The 23,428-nt window shown below is 70.0% G+C and carries 25 protein-coding genes; 15 read left to right on the top strand and 10 right to left on the bottom strand.

All coding sequences use genetic code 11. From position 1 onward, the window contains the following. Positions 1 to 12 precede the first annotated feature (12 nt). The 12 genes from ON31_RS19490 (at position 13) to ON31_RS19435 (ending at position 11,856) form a co-directional block, all read left to right on the top strand. The gene (locus tag ON31_RS19490; protein WP_039815620.1) at positions 13 to 1,005 is read left to right on the top strand and encodes a sugar ABC transporter substrate-binding protein; all 993 of its coding nucleotides are present in this window, start codon (positions 13 to 15) and stop codon (positions 1,003 to 1,005) included. A 20-nt stretch (positions 1,006 to 1,025) separates the two neighbouring features. After that, complete coding sequence (locus ON31_RS19485; RefSeq protein WP_051037499.1) at positions 1,026 to 2,081, top strand: ABC transporter permease; 1,056 nt, start codon at positions 1,026 to 1,028, stop codon at positions 2,079 to 2,081. Beyond that, complete coding sequence (locus tag ON31_RS19480; protein ID WP_039815619.1) at positions 2,078 to 2,863, top strand: ATP-binding cassette domain-containing protein; 786 nt, start codon at positions 2,078 to 2,080, stop codon at positions 2,861 to 2,863. The genes ON31_RS19485 and ON31_RS19480 overlap by 4 nt, the downstream gene beginning before the upstream one ends. Beyond that, the gene (gene iolC / locus ON31_RS19475) at positions 2,860 to 3,798 is read left to right on the top strand and encodes a 5-dehydro-2-deoxygluconokinase (protein WP_029925861.1); all 939 of its coding nucleotides are present in this window, start codon (positions 2,860 to 2,862) and stop codon (positions 3,796 to 3,798) included. Before ON31_RS19480 ends, iolC begins: the two co-directional genes overlap by 4 nt. Continuing rightward, complete coding sequence (locus tag ON31_RS19470) at positions 3,789 to 4,682, top strand: Cgl0159 family (beta/alpha)8-fold protein (RefSeq protein ID WP_039815617.1); 894 nt, start codon at positions 3,789 to 3,791, stop codon at positions 4,680 to 4,682. Before iolC ends, ON31_RS19470 begins: the two co-directional genes overlap by 10 nt. Continuing rightward, complete coding sequence (gene iolB / locus ON31_RS19465) at positions 4,679 to 5,569, top strand: 5-deoxy-glucuronate isomerase (protein ID WP_039815616.1); 891 nt, start codon at positions 4,679 to 4,681, stop codon at positions 5,567 to 5,569. The genes ON31_RS19470 and iolB overlap by 4 nt, the downstream gene beginning before the upstream one ends. A 10-nt stretch (positions 5,570 to 5,579) precedes the next feature. Further along, positions 5,580 to 7,424, top strand: a complete 1,845-nt coding sequence (gene iolD / locus ON31_RS19460; protein ID WP_039815615.1) for a 3D-(3,5/4)-trihydroxycyclohexane-1,2-dione acylhydrolase (decyclizing) — start codon at positions 5,580 to 5,582, stop codon at positions 7,422 to 7,424. Positions 7,425 to 7,482: 58 nt separating this feature from the next. Then, positions 7,483 to 8,757: an aminotransferase family protein gene (locus tag ON31_RS19455; RefSeq protein ID WP_051037496.1), complete on the top strand. Its 1,275-nt coding sequence runs from the start codon at positions 7,483 to 7,485 to the stop codon at positions 8,755 to 8,757. A 197-nt stretch (positions 8,758 to 8,954) separates the two neighbouring features. Then, the gene (locus ON31_RS19450; protein ID WP_039815632.1) at positions 8,955 to 9,647 is read left to right on the top strand and encodes a chymotrypsin family serine protease; all 693 of its coding nucleotides are present in this window, start codon (positions 8,955 to 8,957) and stop codon (positions 9,645 to 9,647) included. Between the two features lie 306 nt (positions 9,648 to 9,953). Next, positions 9,954 to 10,340, top strand: coding sequence for a hypothetical protein (locus tag ON31_RS19445; protein ID WP_039815614.1), 387 nt, complete (start codon positions 9,954 to 9,956; stop codon positions 10,338 to 10,340). Positions 10,341 to 10,381: 41 nt separating this feature from the next. Further along, on the top strand, positions 10,382 to 11,074 hold the full coding sequence (locus tag ON31_RS19440) for a S1 family peptidase (RefSeq protein ID WP_039815612.1): 693 nt from the start codon (positions 10,382 to 10,384) through the stop codon (positions 11,072 to 11,074). Positions 11,075 to 11,190: 116 nt separating this feature from the next. Continuing rightward, positions 11,191 to 11,856, top strand: coding sequence for a molybdopterin-dependent oxidoreductase (locus ON31_RS19435; protein WP_051037495.1), 666 nt, complete (start codon positions 11,191 to 11,193; stop codon positions 11,854 to 11,856). Positions 11,857 to 11,863: 7 nt separating this feature from the next. Here ON31_RS19435 and ON31_RS19430 read toward each other — a convergent pair whose 3' ends face one another. The 8 genes from ON31_RS19430 to ON31_RS19395 form a co-directional block, all read right to left on the bottom strand. After that, positions 11,864 to 13,420, bottom strand: coding sequence for an MFS transporter (locus tag ON31_RS19430; RefSeq protein ID WP_039815608.1), 1,557 nt, complete (start codon positions 13,418 to 13,420; stop codon positions 11,864 to 11,866). Positions 13,421 to 13,552: 132 nt separating this feature from the next. Continuing rightward, positions 13,553 to 14,569, bottom strand: coding sequence for a beta-ketoacyl-ACP synthase 3 (locus tag ON31_RS19425; RefSeq protein WP_039815630.1), 1,017 nt, complete (start codon positions 14,567 to 14,569; stop codon positions 13,553 to 13,555). A 107-nt stretch (positions 14,570 to 14,676) separates the two neighbouring features. Next, positions 14,677 to 15,435 (bottom strand): LGFP repeat-containing protein, encoded by a 759-nt coding sequence (locus tag ON31_RS19420; RefSeq protein WP_306306422.1) that lies wholly within the window; start codon positions 15,433 to 15,435, stop codon positions 14,677 to 14,679. Between the two features lie 76 nt (positions 15,436 to 15,511). After that, the gene (locus tag ON31_RS19415) at positions 15,512 to 16,000 is read right to left on the bottom strand and encodes a nitroreductase/quinone reductase family protein (protein ID WP_039815606.1); all 489 of its coding nucleotides are present in this window, start codon (positions 15,998 to 16,000) and stop codon (positions 15,512 to 15,514) included. A gap of 150 nt (positions 16,001 to 16,150) precedes the next feature. Then, positions 16,151 to 16,612 carry a peptide-methionine (S)-S-oxide reductase MsrA gene (gene msrA, locus ON31_RS19410; RefSeq protein WP_228809089.1) on the bottom strand — a complete coding sequence of 154 codons (462 nt, stop codon included), beginning with the start codon at positions 16,610 to 16,612 and terminating at the stop codon, positions 16,151 to 16,153. Between the two features lie 154 nt (positions 16,613 to 16,766). Then, positions 16,767 to 17,459 carry a PhzF family phenazine biosynthesis protein gene (locus ON31_RS19405; protein WP_039815605.1) on the bottom strand — a complete coding sequence of 231 codons (693 nt, stop codon included), beginning with the start codon at positions 17,457 to 17,459 and terminating at the stop codon, positions 16,767 to 16,769. Between the two features lie 113 nt (positions 17,460 to 17,572). Next, a complete protein-coding gene (gene ahpD / locus ON31_RS19400; RefSeq protein ID WP_029925887.1) occupies positions 17,573 to 18,112 on the bottom strand; it encodes an alkylhydroperoxidase, AhpD family in 540 nt (179 codons plus the stop codon). 33 nt (positions 18,113 to 18,145) lie between these two features. Next, on the bottom strand, positions 18,146 to 18,733 hold the full coding sequence (locus ON31_RS19395) for a peroxiredoxin (protein ID WP_029925889.1): 588 nt from the start codon (positions 18,731 to 18,733) through the stop codon (positions 18,146 to 18,148). A gap of 108 nt (positions 18,734 to 18,841) precedes the next feature. Here ON31_RS19395 and ON31_RS19390 point away from each other — a divergent pair, with 108 nt between their 5' ends. Genes ON31_RS19390 through ON31_RS19380 form a run of 3 tightly spaced genes read left to right on the top strand, consistent with a single transcriptional unit; the run spans position 18,842 to position 21,039 of the window. After that, positions 18,842 to 19,750 (top strand): hydrogen peroxide-inducible genes activator, encoded by a 909-nt coding sequence (locus ON31_RS19390; protein ID WP_039815604.1) that lies wholly within the window; start codon positions 18,842 to 18,844, stop codon positions 19,748 to 19,750. Between the two features lie 58 nt (positions 19,751 to 19,808). Then, on the top strand, positions 19,809 to 20,591 hold the full coding sequence (locus ON31_RS19385) for an MBL fold metallo-hydrolase (protein WP_039815603.1): 783 nt from the start codon (positions 19,809 to 19,811) through the stop codon (positions 20,589 to 20,591). A 4-nt stretch (positions 20,592 to 20,595) separates the two neighbouring features. Further along, complete coding sequence (locus tag ON31_RS19380) at positions 20,596 to 21,039, top strand: gamma-glutamylcyclotransferase family protein (protein ID WP_063821534.1); 444 nt, start codon at positions 20,596 to 20,598, stop codon at positions 21,037 to 21,039. A 172-nt stretch (positions 21,040 to 21,211) separates the two neighbouring features. Here the strand turns inward: ON31_RS19380 and ON31_RS19375 are convergent, their stop codons facing one another. After that, positions 21,212 to 21,649 (bottom strand): RpiB/LacA/LacB family sugar-phosphate isomerase, encoded by a 438-nt coding sequence (locus ON31_RS19375; protein ID WP_029925897.1) that lies wholly within the window; start codon positions 21,647 to 21,649, stop codon positions 21,212 to 21,214. 339 nt (positions 21,650 to 21,988) lie between these two features. Next, a partial coding sequence (locus tag ON31_RS19370) for a YehQ family protein (protein WP_039815602.1) occupies positions 21,989 to 23,428 on the bottom strand: 1,440 nt, incomplete at its 5' end.

Genomic DNA, 23,428 nt, shown 5'->3' with positions numbered 1-23,428 from the left:
GTGAGGACGACGATGTCTCAGCAGACCAGACCGCGACGGTGGCGGTGGCTACTACCACTGTCGGCCGTCGCGGTGGCCGTACTCGCGGCGTGCACCGGCCCCGGGGCGGAGGTGGGAACGCAGACCCGCGCACCGGTCGAGGTCGGCACCCTGGAATCGGTCGCGTTCGTCACGCACGGCTCACCCGGCGATGCCTTCTGGAACGTGGTGAAGAACGGGGCCGAGGCCGCGGGCGACACGTTCGGCGTGCGCGTCGAATACAACTCCTCCGGCGATCCGAGCCAGCAGGCCAAGCTCATCGACAATGCCGTGGCCCAGCGCGTGGACGGCCTGGTGGTCTCCATGGCCAACCCCGACGCCCTGCGCGAATCGGTGGAAAAGGCGGTGGCGGCGGGAATTCCGGTGGTCACCATCAATTCCGGTGAGTCCGAGAGCGCCGAGTTCGGCGCCATCGGCCATGTCGGCCAGAGCGAACGGTTCGCGGGTGAGGCCGCCGGGGCGCGGTTGAAGGACGCCGGAAAGACCAAGATGCTCTGCGTCATTCACGAGGCGGGCAATATCGGCGCGAACGAGCGCTGCGCGGGTGCGACGCAGGGTTTCGGCAATGCCGCCACCCTCCAGGTCGATATCAACAACCCCACCGACGCCCAGGCCCGGATTCGCGGCGCACTGGAGGCGGACCGCTCCATCGACGCCGTGCTGACCCTGAACTCGCAGATCGCCGCCCGCGCGGTGGACGGCGCCCGGGAGGCACGCTCGGAGGCCGCCATCGCCACCTTCGATCTGAATACCGATGTGGTGGAGGCGATTCGGGCGGGCAGTCTGCTCTTCGCCGTCGACCAGCAGCAGTACGAGCAGGGCTATCTGCCGGTGGTGCTGCTGGAGCTGTACAAAACCAATCTCGATACCGTCGGAGGCGGACGTCCGGTGCAGACCGGCCCGGCCTTCGTGGACGAATCCAATGTCGACGCCATCGGCGGCCTGGTCGCCCAGGGCACGCGGTGAGCACCGGTCGGGAGAACGAAATGGCTGTTGTGACAAAGGAACCCGCTGGACCCGCCGATCGGCGAGAGGACAGCCCGCCGCCGCTGCTACAGCGGCTGATCGTGCGGCCCGAGATCGGTGCGGCGATCGGCGCGATGGTGGTGTTCTTCTTCTTTTCGGTGATCACCGACGAATTCCTCAGCCCGGGCGGAGTGGCGAACTGGCTCGACGACGCCTCCACCCTCGGCATCATGGCGGTGGCGGTGGCGCTGCTCATGATCGGCGGTGAGTTCGACCTGTCCGCCGGTGTGATGACCGCGTCCACGGCGCTGGTGACCGCGCTGCTGGCGGTGGAGCTCGGCTGGAACGTGTGGTTCGCCCTCGCCGCCTCGCTGGTCTTCGCGTTGGCCGTGGGCGCGCTCAACGGCTGGGTGGTGATGCGCACCGGCCTGCCGAGCTTCATCGTCACCCTGGGCACCTTCCTGGCGCTACAGGGTCTGAATCTCGGCGTGACCCGGCTGGCCACCGGCACCGTGCAGGTCTCGGGGATTCGCAGCGCCGACGGCTACGAGTCGGCGGGCTGGGTGTTCGCCTCCACCACCGATATCGGCGACGCTCACATCCAGGCGTCGGTGGTGTGGTGGATCGTGCTGACCCTACTGGCCGCCCTGCTGCTGGTGCGCACCCGCTTCGGCAACTGGATCTTCGCGGTCGGCGGCGCGCTGCCCAGCGCCCGCGCCGTCGGCGTGCCCGCGGTGCGCACCAAGATCCTGCTGTTCATGGGCACCGCGTTCGCGGCCTGGGTGGTGGGCGCGTGCAATCTGCTGCGCTTCACCAGTGTGCAGGCGAATCAGGGTGTGGGACTGGAGTTCCAGTACATCATCGCCGCGGTGGTGGGCGGCTGCCTGCTGACCGGCGGTTTCGGTTCGGTGGTCGGCGCGGCCATCGGCGCGCTCATCTTCGGCATGGCCCGGCAGGGCATCGTCTACGCCAATTGGAACAGTGACTGGTTCATGCTCTTCCTCGGTGTGCTGCTGCTGTCGGCCGTCCTGGTCAACAATGCTTTCAAGAAGCAGGCGGAAAGGGTACGGCGATGACCACCCCACTCATCGAGACCGTCGACATCGGCAAGAGCTACGGTGGCGTGGTGGCCCTGCGGGAGGTGTCCACCGTGGTCCGGGCGGGTGAGGTCACCTGCGTGCTCGGCGACAACGGCGCGGGCAAGTCCACCCTCATCAAGATCCTGTCCGGGGTGCACCAGCACGATCGGGGTGAGCTGCGGATCGAGGGCACCGCGACCCGATTCTCCTCCCCGCGTGAGGCTTTGGATCGCGGTATCGCCACCGTGTACCAGGACCTCGCGGTGGTGCCGCTGATGAGCGTGTGGCGCAATTTCGTGCTGGGCTCCGAGCCGACCAGGAACTACGGCCCGATCCGGCTGCTGGACCGGCGCAAGGGTATGGAGATCACCCGGCACGCGCTGGACGATATGGGTATCGACATTCGCGATCTGGAGCAGCCCGTCGGCACGCTGTCGGGCGGGCAGCGGCAGTGCATCGCCATCGCCCGCGCCGTGCACTACGGCGCGAAGGTGCTGATCCTCGACGAGCCCACCGCCGCACTGGGCGTCAAACAGGCGGGCATCGTGCTCAAGTACGTGGTGCAGGCGCGTGACCGTGGCCTGGGCGTCGTACTGATCACCCACAATCCGCATCACGCCTATCCGGTGGGTGACCGGTTCCTGCTGCTCAAGCGCGGCACCATGCTCGGCTCGTACGAGAAGAACGAGATCGAGCTCTCCGAACTCACCCGCCAGATGGCCGGTGGTGCGGAACTCGAGGCGCTGCAACACGAATTGGCGCGGGTGGTGTCGGAGTGACGGATCTGGAGGTGTTGACCGTCGGCCGGGTCGGGGTCGATCTGTATCCCGAGCAGAGCGGGGTGCCGCTGGCCCAGGTGCGGACGTTCGCGAAGTTCCTCGGCGGCACCGCCACCAATGTCTCGGTCGCCGCGGCGCGGCTGGGGCGGCGCGCGGCGGTGCTCACCAAGGTGGGGCCGGACGGCTTCGGTGATTACGTGCGCACCGCGTTGGAGGGTTTCGGGGTGTCGGCCCGCTATGTGTCGACCGCGCCGGATCTGCTCACCCCGGTGGTCTTCTGCGAACTGAATCCGCCCGCCGATCCACCGCTGCTGTTCTACCGGCTGCCCACCGCCCCGGACCTCACCCTGACCGAGGACGAGGTTCCCTGGGACACGGTCGATTCCGTGCCGCTGCTGTGGGTGACCGGTACCGGGGTCAGCGCGGAGCCCGGCCGCTCGACCCAGCGGGAGATGCTGCGGCGGCGCGGCAGGCGCGGCCACACCGTGCTCGATCTCGACTACCGGCCCATGTTCTGGCCCGACGAGCACACCGCCCACACCGAGATCGACTGGATGCTCGACCACGTGAACGTGGTGGTGGGCAATCGCACCGAGGCCAAGGTGGCGGTCGGCACCGACGATCCGGACACGGCCGCCGACCGGCTGCTGGCCCGGGGCGTCGAGCTGGCCGTGATCAAACGCGGAGCCGAGGGCGTGCTGGTGGCGACCGCGGACGACCGCGCCACCGTACCGCCCTGCCGGGTGGAGGTCGTCTGCGGTCTCGGCGCGGGCGACGCGTTCGGCGGGGCGCTGGCCCACGGGCTGCTGGCGGGCTGGGACCCGCACCGCATCGCCACCTACGCCAATGCCGCCGGTGCGCTGGTGGCGGCCCGGCTGGCCTGCGCCGACGCCATGCCCACCGCGACCGAGATCGAGGAGCTGCTGTGCACCTGACCGATGAGCGCTGGCAGGAACTGCTGCGGGTGCGCGCCACCGACCCGGACGCGGTGCCGCGCGCCTACGCCGACCGCCGTCGCCGCGAGCGGCTGCTGTCCGAGCGCGGCACCCTGTTCCTGGTGGCCGCCGACCATCCGGCGCGCGGCGCGCTGGGTGTCGGCCCGGACCGCACCGCCATGGCGGATCGGCGCACGCTGCTGGAGCGGTTGCTCATCGCCCTGGAGCATCCGGCCGTGGACGGTGTGCTCGGCTCACCCGATATCGTCGAGGAGCTGCTGCTGTTGGACGCCCTGCACGACAAGGTCGTGGTCGGCTCCATGAACCGGGGCGGTCTGGCCGGGGCGGACTGGGAGATCGACGACCGTTTCACCGGATACGACGCCGAATCACTGGTGAAGTTCGGGCTCGACGGCGGCAAAATGCTGCTGCGCCTGGTGGATTCGGACCGGTCGACCGCGCCGACGCTGCACGCCTGCGCCCGCGCGGTATCGGCCCTGGCCGCGCACGGGCTGATGGCCATGGTGGAACCGCTGCCCTACCGACGCGACGAGTCCGGGGCGCTGGTCATGTGCAAGGACGCGGCCTCGCTGCAGCGGGCCATTACGGTGGCGGCCGGGCTGGGAATCACCTCCGCGCATACCTGGCTGAAAATTCCGGCGCCCGAAGATATTTCGGTGCTGGAGGCGACCACGCTACCGGTGGTAGTACTGGGTGGCGTGCCCTCTGGTGATCCGGCCGCCGATCTCGAATCCTGGGGCACCGCGCTGCGTCACGAGGTGGTGCGCGGGCTGGTGGTCGGCCGCAGTCTGCTGTACCCGCCCGACGGTGACGTGGCCGCCGCCGTGGACGCGGCCGCCCGCACGCTGGGGGCCGCGAAATGAGCGCACTGCACCGCCCGGCCGGAACCCTCACCGCGGGTGCGGATCCCATCCTGCTCACCCCAGAGACGGCGGGCTGGACCTACACGGGTCTGCGGGTGCTGCGACTCGCGCCCGGAGCCCGGCGCACGGTGCACACCGGGGAGTTCGAGGCGTTCGTGCTGCCGCTGGCCGGTTCCTGCACGGTACGGGTGGACGGTGAGGTCTTCGCGTTGGAGGGCCGGGACTCGGTCTTCACGCGGGTCACCGATTTCGCCTACGTGCCCCGCGACGCCGAGGTGGAGCTGGCCACCGACTCCGGGGTGGAGGTGGCACTGCCGATGGCCCGCTGCACCCGCCGACTCACCCCGAAATACGGCCCGGCCGAAGAGGTTCCGGTCGAGGTGCGGGGTGCGGGCCGCGCCACCCGGCAGGTCGTCAACTTCGGTACTCCCGGCGTCTGGGAGCACGCCGACAAACTCAATGCCTGCGAACTGCTCACCCCCGACGGCAACTGGTCCTCCTATCCGCCGCACAAGCACGACGAGTCCACCGAATGCGAGGTCGCCAACGAGGAGATCTACTACTTCCGCATCGCCGGTCCCGACGGAATCACGCCGTCGCCCACTGGCTTCGGTATGCACCGCACCTATACCGCCGACGGCACGCTGGACGAGAACGTGGCGGTGCGCGACGGTGACGTCTTCCTGATTCCGCACGGGTATCACGGTCCGTGTATCGCCGCGCCCGGTTACCCCATGTACTACCTGAATGTGCTGGCCGGTCCCGCGGCGGAGCGGTCGATGGCCTTCTGCGACGATCCCGCCCACGCCTGGGTGCGGGACCAGTGGCACCACGAGACACTCGACCCGCGCTGCCCGCTCACCGACCACAAAGGTCGCATCGAATGAGGTTGTCCGCATGAAACTCACCACCGCGCAGGCGCTGGTCGCCTGGCTCATCGCACAGCATTCGGAAACTCTCGACGGGCGTGAAGTGCCCATGTTCCCGGCGGTTTTCGCCATCTTCGGGCACGGCAACGTCCTGGGGCTGGGCACCGCGCTGGAGGAGCGGCGCGATGTGATCCCGGTCTGGCGCGGGCACACCGAGCAGGGGATGGCGCTGGCCGCGGTCGGGCTGGCCAAGGCCACGCATCGACGGCAGATCGGCGTCGCCACCTCCTCCATCGGGCCGGGGGCGCTCAATATGGTGACCGCCGCCGGGGTGGCACACGCCAATCGACTACCGCTGCTGTTGCTGCCGGGGGACACCTTCACCGGCCGCGCACCCGATCCGGTCCTGCAGCAGGTGGAGCATTTCGGCGATCCGACCGTCACCGTCAATGACGCGTTCCGGGCGGTGAGCCGCTGGTTCGACCGCATCACCCGGCCCGAACAGCTGCTCGCCACCCTGCCGCAGGTGGCGCGGGTGCTCACCGATCCGGCCGAAGCGGGACCGGTGACGCTGGCACTGCCGCAGGATGTGCAGGCCGAGACCTTCGACTTCCCGGAGCGGCTGTTCGAACCGGTGGTGCACCGGGTGCCGCGGCCGCGCGCGGACCGGCGCAGTCTGGAGGAGGCGGCCGCGGCGCTGCGGCGGTCGAAGCGCCCACTGCTGGTGCTCGGTGGCGGGGTGCGCTATTCGGGTGCCGCGGCGCGAGCGCTGGAATTCGCACGGCGGCATCGGATTCCGGTTACCGAGACGACCGCGGGGCGCACGCTCGTCGCGCACGACGATCCGCTCTACGCCGGACCGCTCGGCATCACCGGTTCGGCGTCGGCCAACGCCCTGGCCGCCCAGGCCGACGCGGTGTTGGCGGTCGGCACCCGGCTCCAGGACTTCACCACCGCCTCGTGGACGCTGTTCGATCCGGACGTGCGGCTCATCCATATCAACGCGGCCCGCTTCGACGCGGTCAAACACGGTGCGCTGGAGGTGGTCGCCGACGCCGATACCGCGCTGGAGGACCTGGCCGCGCATATGACCGGTTGGAATGCCGATCCGGCCTGGAGTGCGCGGGCGGCGGCGGCGCGGTCGGAGTGGGATACCCATATCGACAAACTGCGCGCCCCGACGCCCGGCCCGCCCAGTTACGCCCAGATCGTCGGGGTGGTGAACGAGCTCAGCACCGCCGACGACTACGTCATGACGGCCTCGGGCGGGCTGCCCGGCGAACTCATCGGCGGCTGGCGTGCCTCCGGCGGTGAACCCACCATGGATGTCGAATACGGGTTCTCCTGTATGGGCTACGAGCTCGCGGGTGCGTGGGGCGCGGCCATGTCGCATTTCCGCGGCCTGGTCACCACCCTGCTCGGTGACGGCTCCTACCTGATGCTCAATTCGGAGCTGTTCTCCGCCGCCTTCGCCGGACATCCGCTGGTGGCCGTGGTCTGCGACAACGACGGGTACGCGGTGATCGGCCGCCTCCAGGAGGGTCAGGGCGGTGAACCGTACAACAACTTCTACGCCGACTGCCGCAGCAACCATCCGCGCCCGCCGCGGGTGGACTTCGCCCAGCACGCCCACGCCATGGGTTGCCTGGTGTTCACCGCGGGCGATCTGGTGCAGTTCCGGGTGGCCTACAAGAACGCCCGCACCGCCGCGCTGGCCGAGCGGCGGCCGGCCGTCGTGGTGATCCGCACCCAGGCACGTTCCTGGACCGAATCCGGGGCCTGGTGGGAAGTCGGTGTGCCCGAACATCTCTCCGGCCGCGACGCCTATGAGCAGGCCAAGCCCGGCCAGCTGCGCCTTGTCCGCCGCCCCTGACCGTCCGGTCCGGTGGCGGGCCCACCTCACTCGGCGGCTACCGTAGTCGTGAAGTGAAATGCGCCGTGTGCGAAGTGTGGGCGGCGGGTGGTCCAGGGAGGTGCTTGTGGGTTCGCTGTGGCACGGCTTCGCCGATATGGGTGCGGTGGAGCGCGACGGAGCGTTCGTGGTCGCGCGCGGTGCGGGCGCGTACGTCTGGGACGAGGCCGGGAACCGGTATCTGGACGCCACCGCCGGGCTGTGGTTCACCAATGTCGGCCACGGTCGCCGCGAGATCGCCGACGCCGTGGCCGCCCAGCTGGGCGATATCGCGCACTACTCCAACTTCGGCGACCTGGCCTCCCCGGTGCTGCGGGAGCTGGCCGAGCGGCTCGCCGCCATCGCACCGGTGCCCGGCAGCAAGATCTTCTTCACCTCCGGCGGCTCCGACGGTATCGACACCGCCGCCAAACTGGCCCGCCGCTACTGGCATGAGCAGGGCAAGCCCGAGAAGACGGTCATCGTGGGCCGCCAGAAGGCGTACCACGGCATGCACGTGGCGGGCACCGCGCTCGCGGGCATCCCGGTCAACCGCGAGGGCTACGGCGAATTCATGCCCGACGCCCGCACCGTCGGCTGGGACGATCCGGCCGCCCTGTCCGCGCTCATCGCGGAGGTCGGCGCGGACCGTATCGCTGCCTTCTTCGCCGAACCCGTTATCGGCGCGGGCGGTGTCTACCCGCCGCCGCCGGGCTACCTCACCGAGGTGCGCCGTATCTGCCGCGAGCACGACATCCTCTTCATCGCCGACGAGGTGGTCACCGGCTTCGGTCGCATCGGCGGGTCCTGGTTCGCCTCTTCCCGTTTCGACCTCCAGCCTGACCTCATGACCACCGCGAAGGGGCTCACCTCCGGCTACCTGCCCATGGGCGCGGTGTTCATCGCCCCGCACATCGCCGCCCCCTTCTTCGGCGGCGGCGTCTGGTTCCGCCACGGCTACACCTACGGCGGCCACGCCGCCTCCGCCGCCGCGGCCATGGCCAACCTCGACATCATCGAGCGTGAACACCTCCTCGACGCCAGCAAGAACCTGGAATCGCTGCTGCACGAACACTTCTCGCCGCTGGCGGCGCACCCGCGGGTCGCCGAGGTCCGCAGCGGTGTCGGCGCGGTGGCGGCCGTGCAGCTCGCCGACCCCGCCGAAGCGCTCGCCATGGTGAAAACCCTGCGCGCGCACGGCGTCTCGACCCGCGCGGCGGGTCAGGGCGCCTTGCAGATCTCGCCCACCTTCGTCATCACCGAACAGCAGGTCGCGGATATGGCGGCGGCCTTCGGCCGCGCCCTCGACGCTTAGCCGCGGTCCGGTGCAACGCCCGGGGTCGTCGCGACCCGGACGTTGTCGTCTGCGTCCCGATCCCTCCTCGGACCGTCCCGGTGGTCTCGATATTCGAACGAAACGCGCTCGGATGTGATCGCGCCCGCGCGGTGGCAGCGAATCATGGTGAGGACACCCGAGCATTCCACGGGCCGTACGACGAAGGGACGCATGCCATGGTCAGGTTTCGCCGCGCGTTGGTCGCCCTCGCGGGTTCGGTTCTCGCGGCCGTGAGCGGCGGCGGCATCGCCGGGGCCGCACCCGCGCCCGCCGTGCTCGGCGGTGGTTCCGGGATCGTGTTGGCGAGCGAGCCCTGTTCGCTCACCATGATCGGATACGACGGCGGGGGCCGGTTGGTCGGCCTGACGGCGGGGCACTGCACGTACGCCGGTGCGCCGGTGCGCGCGGAGCGGTCGTCCGAGGCCGGTGTGGTCGGCACCGTGGTGTTCTCCGACCGGGGGCAGGGGCTCGATTACGCGGTGATCGAATTCGATCCGGCCCGGGTGAACGCGGTGCGCACGGTGGGGGCGACCACGATCGCCGGGATCGGGACGGCTCCGGGTTTCGGGATGACCGTGTGCGCCGACGGGCGGTCCAGTGGGTTCGACTGCGGGATGGTGTGGGGGTCGGTGGATGGGCGTGTCTACAACCAGTCCTGTTCCATCCCAGGGGACTCCGGGGGACCGGTCACCGTGGGGGACCGCCTCGTCGGCATGAATCAGGGGCATCTGAAGCCGTGGGGGATCGACCTGCCGTGTGTCAGCGCGGCGTTTCCGCTGTACGGACCCGCCTACTTCCGCCCGATCACGGAAATCCTGCACGCGCTCGATGTCGCGGGTGGGATCGGGGCAGGTTTGCGGCCGGTGTAACCGCCGAAGCCCCCAGCGATAACCGGCCTGGCACTCGGTGATAGCTGTCTAATAGCTGCCGCCCTGAGGGTGGCGATATCGCCACCGCAACAGGTCACGGTCATCCGGTGGCGAGGATTACATCCACTGCCCGGCGGCGGCGTTGCAGCGGCATTGTGCAGGGGTTTGCTGGTGTACGGAAGGTGAACGGCCGGTCACGCGAGGTCTGAATCGACACCTGTGGATTGCCAGAAATTTGCTGAACGTGTTCACTCTGAGCACTCCATTCGGACGGTTGTCCGGTGTCGATCGAGAAAGAGCGGGATCATGCGTATTCGAGTCATCTCCCTGGGTTTCGTCGCGGCGGCGGGCGGTGCCGCCGCTGTGCTGGTGGGTTCGGGCACGGCGTCGGCCGTCACCCCGTTCATGGGACCGGATGAGGTCGGAGTCGTGCTCACGCCGGGTGAGACCGCCGCCTTCGCGACCGGTCCGATTCCGGGTGGAATCGACGCGCTGGTGCCGTTCGGTGCGCAGCGGGTGGATCTGGAGCCGGAATCGCAATTGGCCGAGCCGGATGGCAGCACCTACGCCAGCACCGCCGCGATCGCCGCCGAGGCCGCCGCGCATCCCGGTGGCGGGGCCTATGTGTCGGTGGTGAATCCCCTCGATCCGCGTGATCCGGGCGCGCTGCTCGTCGTCGGTCAGTACTGGTGACGGCGGGGCGATGGGATCACGGCTACGAGAGGAATTCGGGTATGAGAAGGCGTTTCGCGATCGCAGCCGTGGTCGGTGCGGCACTGGTTTCCATCGCCGGGGTCGGCAGCGCCGCGGCCGACCCGGCCCCGGCCGTGCTGGGCGGCAGTTCGGGAATCATCTTGAACACCCATGAGGCGTGTTCCCTGACGGCCATCGGCTACGACGCCGCCGGTCGGCTGGTCGGCCTCACCGCCGGACACTGCGCGGCGGCCGGGTCGCCGGTGCGGGCCGAACGGTCCCTCGCGACCGGTGTGCTCGGCACCGTGGTGTTCTCCGATCAGGGCCAGGATCTGGACTACGCGGTCATCGAATTCGATCCGGCCAAGGTGACTCCGGTGCGCACGGTCGGTCAGACCACCATCGCCGGAGTCGGGGCACCGCCCGCTCCCGGCGCGCCCGTCTGCTCCAGCGGCCGTTCCAGCGGTTTCGACTGCGGCGTCGTCTGGGGTGCGGCGGGCAACATCATTGTCAACCAGTCCTGTTCCATTCCGGGCGATTCCGGTGGGCCGGTCACCGTGGGCGATCAACTCGTCGGCATGAACCAGGGGCACGTCACCCCCTTCGGAATCGATATGCCGTGCGTGACAGGGGCATTCCCGATCCACTCGCCCGCGTACTTCCGCCCCATCGCCGACATTCTGCAAGCCGTGAACGCCAACGGCGGCGTGGGAGCCGGACTGCGACCGGTGTGATCCGCCGGTCACAGTCCTTGCGCGCGACGGGAGGGAACTAGTACGTTCGCTCCATATAGAGCATTTGCCCTATATGGAGCGGTACCAGTTCGCTTGCGGCAGGACAGAGGATCGGCATGAAACTTCCCCCGGGTCAGCGCGCCGTCGATGGATTCCCACGGTTCGGGACGCATCTGCACCACCCGCCACCGCCGATCCCCGACGATCCGGTCATCGCGGTCGACGGTGCCCTGACCGAGGGCTTCACCCTGCCGGTCGCGGGACTCGCCGAACTGCCGCGCCGTGCGATCGAAGCCGACTTCCACTGTGTCGCAGGCTGGTCCGCGACCGGTCTGCGGTGGGAGGGGATCGCGTTCGAGACCCTCTACCGCACCCGGGTGGTGCCACGGCTGCGGCCGGGCGCGGTGATCAGTCACGTCGTCTTCGACGGTCTCGACGGCTACCGATCGATCACGCTGCTCGAGGACGTCCTGCACGCCGATGTGCTGATCGCCGACCGGCTCGACGGGCGACCGCTCGACGGTGATCACGGCGCACCGGTGCGGCTGGTAAGCCCCGCGCAGTACGGCTTCGTCAATACGAAGCACCTGTGCCGCATCGGATTCCGCACCTCCCAGCCCCGGGACCCCGATCGGTGGTCGCCGCTCGCGGCGCATCGCAGGGCCCGGGTCTGGGAGGAGGAACGCCATCGCTATCTGCCCGGCCGTATCGTCCGGCCGGTCTACCGTTCACTGATCGGACCCATTCGCAGGCTGAGCGCCCGCGGCGGGTCGTCGAGCTGACCGGGCCCTACTCGTGCCCGTTCAGCTCGCCCGCCGGGATGTGCCGCAGCTTGATCACGGAGATGACCGCCAGCACGGCCGCGGCCACGGTCACGATGCCCGCGCTCAGGTGCACGCCGTGCAGGAACGCCTCGCGGGCCGCGGTCAGGACGGCGGTCCCGACCTGCTCGGGTAGTGACTCCGCCACCGCCACCGCCGCCCCGAGGGTGTCGCGGACGGATTCGCTCGCCTCGGCGGGCAATCCGGCGGGCAGGGTGGTGAGGTCGCCGCGGTAGATGGCCACGCTCAGGCTGCCGAGAATCGAGATGCCCAGGGCCCCACCCAGTTCCGCGCCGGTCTCGGAGAGGCCCGATGCCGCGCCCGCCTGCTCGGGCGGGGCCGAGCCGACGATCAGTTCGGTGGTGATGCCGAAGACCGGGGCCAGGCCGAGGGAGATCAGCAGGGAGGCCACGACGGCGAGCATCGGGCCGCTGTCCGCCGAAGCCTGGGTGAGCAGCGCGAGCCCGACGGCCGCCACGCTCATCCCACCGCCGATCAGATACGCCGGGCGGAGCACCCGCACGATGCGCGGGGCGAGCTGCGAACCGATGATGAATCCCAGCCCCGAGGGCGCCATGGCGATACCCGCCCGCAACGGTGACATACCCAGCACCAGCTGGAAGTACTGCCCGATGAACAGGAAGTACCCGAAGGCCACGAAGACGCCGATCACATTGACGGTCAACGCGGTACGGAATTCGCCGAGTTTGAACAGGCGCAGGTCCAGCATGGGGTCCGGCCGCGACAGTTGCCGCCGCACGAACAGCACACCCGCCGCGACGCCGACGGCCAGTGCCGCCAGCGCGCCGACGCCGATACCGTCCTGCGCGATCTGCTTCATGGCGAAGACCAGCGCGATCATGGTGACCACGGACTGCGCCGCGCCGATCAGGTCGAGTCGACCCGCCTCCGGATCCTTGAACTCCGGCAGCACCTTCGGCCCGAGCACCAGCAGCAGCACCATGACCGGCACCGCTAGCAGGAACACCGAACCCCACCAGAAGTGTTCCAGCAGTACGCCTCCCGCCAGCGGTCCGATCGCGCCGCCGGCGGAGAACGCGCCCACCCACACGCCGACCGCCACCGACCGTTGCCGCGAGTCGCGGAACATGTTGAAGATCAGCGACAGCGTGGAGGGGGCCAGGGTCGCCCCCGCGATGCCGAGCAGCGCCCGGCACAGGATCAATGCCTCCGCCGTCGGTGCGAAGGCCGCGATCACCGACGCCAGGCCGAAGGCCGCCGCACCCGCCAGCAGGATGCGTCGTCGCCCGATCCGGTCGCCGAGCGTGCCCATGGTGATGAGCAGGCCCGCGACCATGAATCCGTAGACGTCGATGATCCACAGCAGTTGCGCGCTGGTCGGCTGGAGGACCGCACTGATCTGCGGTACCGCCAGATGCAGCACGGTCAGGTCCATGGCGTAGACCAGGCAGGCCAGCGCGAGCACGCCGAGGCCGACCCACTCGCGGCGCCCGGCCCGATTATCGGCGAGCCCGGCGGGCTGCGAACTGACGGCGGTATCCACGGCGGGAGTCCTTCGATCGGGGGAGGTGTCGCCGGTAGTGACGGCGTGATCCCTACGATCTCATCGGCCACCGACAGATTCGGCAACCGAATTTCCCCGCGATGAATTCCGGGTCGGTGACCGGATCGCCGATCACACCACCGCGGGCATGCGCACGACCTGACCCGCGTAGGCCAGGCCCGCGCCGAAGCCGAGCAGCAGCGTGACGTCGCCGGGCCTGGCCGCGCCCGAGCGCAGCAACTGCTCCATGGCCATCGGGATGGAGGCGGCGCTGGTATTGCCGGTCTCGGCGATATCCCGTGCGATGGCGACGGTTTCGGGCAAGCCCAGGGTCCGGACCAGTGCGTCGGTGATGCGGCTGTTGGCCTGGTGCGGTACGAAGGCGTTCAGCTCCTCGGCCGCCACCCCCGCCCGCTCCAGCGCGTCGCGGCACGCCTTCTCCAGGAAGGTGACCGCCCAGCGGAAGACGGCCTGCCCGTTCATCCGGATGTAGGGCCGCTCCGAGCTGCCCCCGGCGGCCTCCGCGGCGGCGACCTCGGCGAAGTACTGCTGGAAGTCCTTGTCCTGCTTGATCGCCGAGGTCTGGCTGCCGTCCGAGCCCCAGGCCACCGGGCCGATGCCCTCGGCCTCGGCCGCACCCACCACGGCCGCGCCCGCGCCGTCGGCGAAGATGAACGCGCAGGTGCGGTCGGTGGGGTCGAGCAGGTCCGACAGCCGTTCCACGCCGATCACCAGTACGTACCGGGCCTCCCCGGAGCGCACCAGGCTCGCGGCATTGGCCAGCGCGTAGCAGAATCCGGCGCATCCGGCGGAGACGTCGAAGGCCGCGGTGTCGTGCATGCCGAGTTCGGTGGCCACCACCGCGCCCGCCGACGGTCCGAGCACCATTTGCGAGGAGGTCGCCAGCACGACGGCGTCGATCTGCTCGGCATCGATTCCCGCCGCCGCCAAGGCGTCCCGGGACGCGGCGGTGCTCATGGAGACGATGGTCTCGTCCGGTGCGGCCCAGCGGCGGGCGGCTATTCCGGAGCGCGTTCGAATCCACTCGTCGGAGGAGTTGATCCGGTCCACGATCTCGGCATTGGGGACGATTCGGCGGGGGCGGTACACCCCGAGTCCCAACATGGCGGCATGCGCCACCTGCGGCATCGACTTGATCTGCACAAACTCCGACCCTATTGGGGAGGTGCGCGCCGCGCTACCCGAACACCCGCAGAGTTGCCGACCCGAATTTGGAGATTCCACCAGTAACGAAATCAGGGGTGCCAGGTGATGCGGCCGCCCTGGAAATCCTGGGCCTTACCGCCCTCGTAGTCGTACTCGTCGCTGGTGGGGAAGCCGTAGACGCCGTTCTCCGCGCCGCGGCCGACCCACTGGTCGCGAATGGCTCCCCAGACCACGTGCGCCCCGGTGCGCGCGGACCAGTAGACGGCCCCGCCGGGGAAGAGGTTGTAGCGGCCGTTGTCCTTGCCCGCCGCGGATTCGTCGGTGATGGGGAAGCCCAGCGCACCGCTCTCCCAGCCGTAGGCGGCCCACTTGTCCCGGATCGCGCCGCCGATCTGGTGTGCGCCGGTGCCGACGGACCAGTAGATCGAACCACCCTGGAAGTGGTTGTAGCGACCGGGGTTCACGGGCGTGCCGTACTCACGGGTGACCGGATAGCCGAGAGTTCCCGCCTCCCACCCGAGGTCGCGCCACTTGTCGCGCACGGCCCCGCCGACCTGATGCGCTCCCGTCGCCGGATGCCAGTAGATCGAGGACCCGCGCTGGAACACCTGGAACCGCCCGCCTCCGGCGGCGTCCAGTTCCGGTGTGGTGGGATCGCCGAAGAATCCGCCCCCGCCCGCCTGGTCGTATTCGACCTCGATCGCCCCGCCCACATCGAACGGCCCGATCGGCCGTGCCCCGGCCGCGCCGGGATCCAGGGCCGCCAGCACGGCGGCGGCAGCGCCGACGGTCAGCAGACGGCTGGCGGCGCGGCGGATGGGACGGTTGCTCGGACGTCGTGACAGCAAAGGGGCTCTCCGTTCGCAGGCAATCGATACGCCCCTTCATCGGGGCATCCGCACCGCACATTAGCCAGCCTGTTGCTCACCTCACATCGGGCGCGGCGTCAGTGCGGGGTTCGAGGACGACCACCGCGGTCTCGGTGGAGCGGCGCGCGGCGAAAGCATCGAGGTCACGGTCGATCTCGCGCCACCGGTCCCACAGCCGGGCGCGCTCGTCACCCGCTGCCGCGCGCCCGCGCACCGCGCGGGTGCCGCCCTTCAGCTCGGCGGTGGCCTCCGGATGCGCGCGCAGATTGAGCCACCACGCCGGTTCGCCCTCGCCCCAGCCGTTCATGGCGAGGGTGACCAGATTCGGCCCGTCCTCGAAGTAGCCGAGCATGACACCGCGTTCGCGCCCGGTGCGGCGCCCGATCGTGGTGAGCCGCAGGGTGCCCCAGTGCTCGCGGTCCTTGGGTGGCCACAGCCCGACGCGCCCGCCACTGACGCGGTAGAGCGCCCGGTGGGTGTGCCAGGCCAGATGGATGAACCAGCGCGGCGGCAGCCACGGCTGGCGACGAGACGCGGACGACATGCCGCCTCCTCTGGTTCGGCCGGACTCGGACCGGCGAATCACGCTGTCTCTCATAGGATCAGCGCTGCGCCGGACCGTGTCCAGCCCAGGGGATACCGTCCTGCCGCCACGACCGACCATCGCCCGCGCCGGGGCGCGGGCGGCGTCGCCTCACGCCGTCTGTCGCTTGGGCAGCTTCCAGTTCGGCCGCGGGTAGTGGCAGGTGTAGCCGTCCGGGTAGCGCTCCAGGTAGTCCTGGTGCTCCGGTTCGGCCTCCCAGAACTCGCTCGCGGGCGTCACCTCGGTGACCACCTTGCCGGGCCACAGACCCGAGGCGTCCACGTCGGCGATGGTGTCCAGGGCGATGCGCCGCTGCTCGTCATCGAGGTAGAAGATGGCCGAGCGGTAGCTGCTGCCGATGTCGTTGCCCTGACGGTCCTTGGTCGTCGGATCGTGGATCTGGAACAGGAACTCCAGCAGCGCCCGGTAGTCCGTCTGCGCCGGGTCGTAGCTGATCTCGACGGCCTCGGCGTGGCCCGGATGGTTGCGGTAGGTCGGATGGTCGTTGACGCCGCCGGTGTAGCCGACCCGGGTGGACAGCACGCCGGGCTGCTTGCGGATGAGGTCCTGCATCCCCCAGAAACAGCCACCGGCCAGAATCGCCTTGCGGGTATCGGTCACGCTTCCTCCTTCGTGAACAGGGTCCGGTACCGCCCGTACAACCCGCGGCCCGCACCGGAAAGTTCCGGTGCGAGGCGACGTCATACTTCGTTCATCACCGGTCGCGCTAGACGACCACCGGATGGTCGGCGACCGTGCGCCCGCCCAGCCGCACCCACCCGTCGGAGTCCCATTCGGTGAACATCTGCGAGCCCCGGCCCTGGGTGATGTTGAGGCTACGCCGCAGCAGCGCGGTGAGCGCGATGGCCGCGGCACCGGTGGCCTCGTCCTCGGCGATACCCATGGCGGGGGCGAACATCCGCGCGCGCAACGCACCGCGGTTCTCGTCGGTCCAGGTCCACACGTAGTGCGCGCCGGAGGTGAAGTCGGCCGGGTCCAGCGTGGCCATCTCCTCGGCGCTGCCGAACTGGTGGAATTCGAACTTGGGCGCCCATTCGGCGCGGGCGCGAACCCAGGTGATGCCGTCGGTCCCGGACACCTCGACCGGTCCGGCGGGCACCTCGATGACCGTGACCGGGGTGCGCTGATCGCTCAGCCACCAGCCGGTGCCCACGGTGGGGTGCCCGGCGAAGGGCAGTTCCACCGCCGGGGTGTAGATCCGCATGCGGGTGCGGTCGCCGGTCGGCGCGTCCACCACCACGGTTTCGGCGTATCCGGCCCGCGCGGCCAGCGCCTGGTGGTCGACCCCGGCGACATCGGCGGCGCGGGCGATGCCGAGGCGATTGCCGAAACGTCCCGCTTGGTCGGTGAAGACCCGAACCACGTCGATCTGGGTGCCATCGCTTTCCGGAACGGTCATGAGTGCCAGGCTACGACGTGATCGGGCCGGTGGGGGGAGGTAGGTGGTGAGCGTCTCGCACGGAAAGGGCCGCGCACCGTGGCGGTGCGCGGCCCGTCCGGGTATGCCGGTTGCTAGACGGTGGCCGTGGCCAGCGCCTCGGTGGACGCCACGGCCTGACCCACGCCCGCGACGATCGCGGCCACGCGCAGCGACTCGAAGATCACCTCACGCGACACGCCCGCCTCGCGCAGCGTGTTCTCGTGCGCCTCCAGGCAGTGGGCGCAGCCGTTGATCGACGACACGGCGAACGACCACAGTTCGAAGTCGGCCTTGTCGACGCCCGGGTTGCCGATGATCTGCATGCGCAGACCGGCGCGCAGGTCGTCGTAGCGACCGCCCAGGAAAGCCTTGCCCCGGTAGAACACATTGTTCATACCCATGATGGAGGCGGCCCCGAGCGCGGCGTTGTACGCCTCGGCCGACAGCGTGTCCGCGGCCTCCTCGGCGATCTCACGCAGCGTGGTGGCCGACCGGGTGGCGGCGGCCGACGCCAGCAGGGTGCCCCACAGCTGCTGCTCGTTCAGCACGGTGGTGCGTGCGATCGAGGACAGGTTGAGCTTGAGGTCCTTGGCGTACTCGGGCAGGGAGTTCTTCAGGTTCTCGATGGTCACAGCGCGAAATCCTTACTCGGACGGCAGAGTTGCTCAGACGGAAGCGGTCATGAGCTCGCCCGCCTGGATGGTGGGATCGCCCTTCTTCCAGTTGCAGGCGCACAGCTCGTCGGACTGCAGCGCGTCGAGCACGCGCAGCACCTCGTCGACATTGCGGCCCACGGAACCCGCGGTGACCGAGACGAACTGGACCTCGTTGTTGGGGTCGATGATGAAGGTGGCGCGGTCGGCGACACCCTCGGCGTTGAGCACACCGGTGGCGGCGGACAGCTCGCGCTTGAGGTCCGACAGCATCGGGAAGGGGAGGGTCTTCAGATCCTCGTGCTGGGCCCGCCACTGGAAGTGCACGAACTCGTTGTCGACGGAGACGCCGAGCACCTGCGCGTCCCGGTCGGCGAACTCCTCGTTCAGCTTGCCGAAGGCGGCGATCTCGGTGGGGCAGACGAAGGTGAAGTCCTTCGGCCAGAAGAAGACGATGCGCCACTTGCCCGCGTAGTCGTCGCTCGAGACCTGGGTGAAGTAGTCGTCGGGCTGCTGCGCGTTCACCTGCGACAGGTCGCCGCCGATCACAGCCTTGAGGTTGTAGGCGGGGAACTGGTCGCCGATGGTCAGCAGGGCCATGCTTGCTCCTCTTTCGTAGTCGGATCGATCGTGTCGTGACTGCCGCGAACGATCTTGCCCAAACCGCTGTGAAAGGTAAAGGTGATCGGTCGCACTATACTGATAGGCGTGTCTGATCAAACTTATCAGCCGACCCTCTCGCAGCTGCGTGCGTTCGTGGCAATCGCGGAGTATCGCCATTTCGGCACCGCCGCGAACCGGCTGAGTGTGAGCCAGCCAACGTTATCGCAGGCACTGGCATCATTGGAAAACGGACTGGGGCTCAAGCTCATCGAGCGCAGCACCCGGCGGGTGCTCGTGACAACGGCCGGCAAACGCCTGCTGCCGCAAGCCATCGCCACCCTGGAGGCCGCGGACCGGTTCGTGGCCTCGGCGGCCGGGTCCGGCCTCGGCGGCACTCTGCGCCTGGGCATCATTCCCACCGTCGCGCCCTACGTGCTGCCGACGCTGCTGCCCGAACTGCGCCGCCAGCTCCCGGCGCTGGCGCCGTACGTGATCGAGGATCAGACCGCACGGCTGCTGGACGGGCTGCGCTCGGGCGTCCTGGACGTGGCCCTGCTGGCGCTGCCCACCGAGGCCACGGGGCTGGTCGAGATTCCGCTGTACACGGAGGAATTCGTGCTGGTGGTGCCGCGCGGGCACATCCTGGCCGGACGCACCGACCTGGTGCCGGGCGATCTGCACGCACTGCCGCTGCTGCTGCTGGACGAGGGGCACTGCCTGCGCGATCAGACCATCGACCTGTGCCGCTCCCACGACGCCCATCCGGGGACCGTGGGCGATACCCGGGCGGCGTCACTGGCCACAGTGGTGCAGTGCGTGGCCGGGGACCTCGGGGTGACGCTCATCCCGGAGATGGCGGTCTCGGCCGAAACCGAGCGCGGCACACTGGATATCGCCCGTTTCGCCCCGCCCGCGCCGGGACGCACCATCGGGCTGGCCTTCCGGTCCTCCACCGCGCGCACCGAGGACTACGAGATCCTGGCCGAGGTGATCCGGTCCCAACAGCCCCATTGACCGATCGGTTCGTGCGTTCCGATTGACCCGAAAGATGCCGTCTGGGACTCTCGGGCACGTGCGGATTCATCACCTCGACTGCGGGACCATGTCCATGGGCATGGTCGACCATTGTCTGCTCATCGAAACCAAGCGTGACGGGCTCGTTCTCGTCGACACCGGCTACGGGTTGGACTGCGTGCGGTACCCCGAGCGGATGATCGGTCCCACGCGGTTCATGCTGGGTGTGAAGCTGCGGCAGGAGGCGACGGCCATCCGCCAGATCCAGCGGTTGGGGTACGACCCGCGCGATGTTCGGCACATCATCCTCACGCATCTGGATCTCGACCACGCGGGCGGACTGTCGGACTTCCCGGAGGCGACGGTGCACGTGCACGGTCCGGAGTTCCGGGCCGCGACCACCCGGCGGGCGATGGGTGAGCGCCTGCGGTACCGGGCGGCGCAGTGGGCGCACGGCCCGAAATGGATGGTGAACGAGATCGAGGGCGGGCAGCCGTGGTTCGGCTTCCAGACGGTGCGGGATCTGCCCGGCCTGCCGCCGGAGATCCTGGTGGTGCCGCTGCACGGGCACACCCGCGGCCATGTCGGCGTGGCGGTCGACTCCGGTCGCGGCTGGCTGCTGCACGCCGGGGACGCCTTCTTCGTGGGCAGCTCCATCGACCCGGTGAAACCGAACACCCCGGCGCTGTGGCGGGCGTACGAGCTGGGATCGATCCTCGGCGGCGTGTATCGCGAGAACCAACGCCGGCTGCGGGAACTGCGGCGCGACCACGGGCACGAGATCACCATCGTGAACTCGCACGATCCGGCGCTGTTCGCGCCCTTCGCGAATCAGCGGTGAACCGGTGAGTGCGCCCCGGGCCCGGCGGCTGCCGGTGCCGAGCGACCCGCTGTTCGTCTACGGCACCCTGACGTTTCCGGAGGTGCTGGTCGAATTGCTGGGCCGCACACCGCGGCTCGACGCGGCCCGGGTGTCGGGGCGGCGGGCGGCGCGGCTGCCCGGCCGGGTCTATCCGGGACTCGTCACCGCCGCCGGTGCGGTGACCCGCGGTGCGGTGCTGCGCGGTCTGACCGCCGCCGAGTGGCGGGTGCTGGACGACTTCGAGGACGACGAATACGACCTGCGGCCGATCTTCGTCCACGCGGGCGAGTCCGCACACGCCGCGTGGACCTATGTGTGGACGGCCGAGGTGCTGGCGGCGGACTGGTCGGCGACCGCCTTCGCCGGCGACCACCTGCCGCACTACGCGGGCCGCTGCGCGCGCTGGCGGACCGGGCCGGCGGTCTGAAGGTCCTGCTCAGCGAGACTGTATGGCGTGGGTCACCGAGCTCTTCTGCCCTGGCCGGGTACAAGGTGCCGAGATACGTCGTGCTTGCCGACGCCTGTCGAAGAGTCCGAGCGGCAAGATCCTCGAACGCGAATTGCGTTTCACCTATGCGGATTTGGCTGCCGCCGGGTAGTCACTCGATGGCGTCCACGTGCGCGATGTTGGCCCGGTCGCCGGGGTCGGCACTGGCCGCTCCGGCGAACCAGGCGTCCAGGATCTCGTCGAGTTGTGCCCGCGAGGTCAGCCGCAGGCTCAATGCCAGCACATTCGCGTCGTTCCACGTGCGCGCCCCGTCGGCGGAGTAGGCGTCCACACACAGTGCCGCCCGCACCCCCGCCACCTTGTTCGCGGCGATCGAGGCCCCGGTGCCCGTCCAGCAGCAGACCACGCCCTGCTCGGCTCGCCCCTCGGCCACATCCCGCGCCGCCGCCTCACTGGCCCACGCCCAGTCGTCGCGCTCCTCGGGTGCCAGTGCCCCGTGCGCGATCACCTCGTGCCCGCGCCGCCGTAACTCCTCGACCACCGCCGCGGCCACCCCGGTGTTCTCATCCGCCGCCACCGAAATCCGCATCGCAGTCCCTCCATCCGATCGCGCCCCGACTCCGCACATTCTGCCCGACGTACGGCTCGGCGCGAGCGCCGTCACCTCCTCGGCGGCGGCCCGCATCGCATTTCGCATGTGTCACCGCGACGACGGCCGACCGCACGGCCCAACCGGCCACGCCGAAGATCATGCTCAGGGCCGTATCAAGGCAGGGGTTGCGGACCGGGTCCCAGCAGGTGCGGGGACCGACATCACCGGGAACCGAGGCGCACTCCGGGCGCGGCTCCATCGACACGATGTGCCAACACGCTCAGCAGCGGTATCCGAGGTGGATCGTGCCACGGCACCCTATCGGTCGGCGTCGCGCTAGAGCCGTTCCGCGGTGACCAGGAGCCGCAGATGGGCGTCGGCCCACTGGTCGAGGGCGGCGGGCCCGGGGTGGGTGAGGGTGCGGCACAGGCGATCCAGGGCGGCGGCCGCACCGGACAGACCGAGGCGGCGGAGGGTGGCGGCGGTGTCGGCGGCGCGGGCGGACCAGGTCGGGGGCAGGTGTCGCAGGCCGCGGTGGGGGAGTTCGGCGGACAGGGCGAGGGCGGTGGTGAGGACGGCGGCGAGTGGATCTGGTCGGGGCAGTGCGGCTCCCGACGGCGTCGGGTGGTCGGTGGTGGCGAAGGCGGGGACCACGACCGCCGCTGCGGCGACGACGGCGGTGGGGTCCAGGGTGAGGCGGCCGTGGTGGCGTTCCAGGGTTCCGGCGAGAAAGCGAATCGGACCCGCGTCGCCGGAGAGCGTGCGGGCGAGATCGTCCAGTGCGCCGGGGGCGGCGGCGGTGTGGGTGAAGGTGACGGTGGCCCTGCCCGCCGGGGCGTGCACGGTCGCCTCCAGGCGTTGTTCGTCCGGGAGGTAGTGGATGGCGTCGATGCGCTCGACCGCGACGGCACGTACCGATTCGCCGCGGACGCGGGGGCGGATGACGGTGGGTGGGAGGGCGGCCAGGCGTGCGGCCTCGGCGTCGAGGTCGGTGACGAGAAGTTCGGGCGGCAGTGTGTCCCAGTCGCCGGTGGCGGGCAGCACCGAGGTCCGCGCCACGCGGCCGGTGGCCAGGCGCACGCCGCGGTTCGCCGAGCGAACGGCGGATTCGGTGACGATATGGCCCGCGGCCAGCTCGCGCAGGCGGGACGTGCCCGCGCGGCGCGCGCCGAGGGCGGCGGCGGTCGGCGGGACGGCGCCCTCCCGGACGGCGATCGTATGCCGGAGAGTGAGGACGATGCGCGCCTCGGGGTGGGCGAGATAGACCTCCACACAGCGGGATTCGTCATCACCGTGAACGCGCGCGCCCAAACCGGTGAGGCGGAGGTGGCGCAGCGGGGTCCGCGCGGCCTCCTCGGTGCCGAGGACCGCGACCGGGTCGCGGGTACCGGCGCGTTGTCGCGCCACCAATTCCGCGATCAGCGCGGCGGTGCGCAGGGGATCGTGGCGCGCGGCGCGGTCGCGGTAGGCGGCGAGCTGGTCGAGCAGTTCGGTGAGCGCGTCGTGCGGCCAGCGGGCCCCGGCGGCGTCGAGGGCGCGATGCGCGCCGGCGAACACCTGCGGGAGCGCCGGACCGGCATGGGCGACACCGTCTTCCAGCAGTTCGGCCAGGGGCGTCAGCACCGCCGCGGCCGCACTGGCCGCGCTCCCGCCGCCGTGCCGTCGGCGTGGTCCGACGGTGACCTCCACGGTCTCGTCAACCGTATCGACCGCGTCCGCGGCCCGGAATGCCCACACCGCCAGGACGATCGCATCGGCACGCGCCCCGCGGGCGGC

The sequence above is a fragment of the Nocardia otitidiscaviarum NBRC 14405 genome (assembly GCF_000308635.1).
In the GTDB taxonomy this organism is placed as follows: Bacteria; Actinomycetota; Actinomycetes; order Mycobacteriales; family Mycobacteriaceae; genus Nocardia; species Nocardia otitidiscaviarum.
This window is presented reverse-complemented; position numbering and strand designations above follow the sequence as displayed.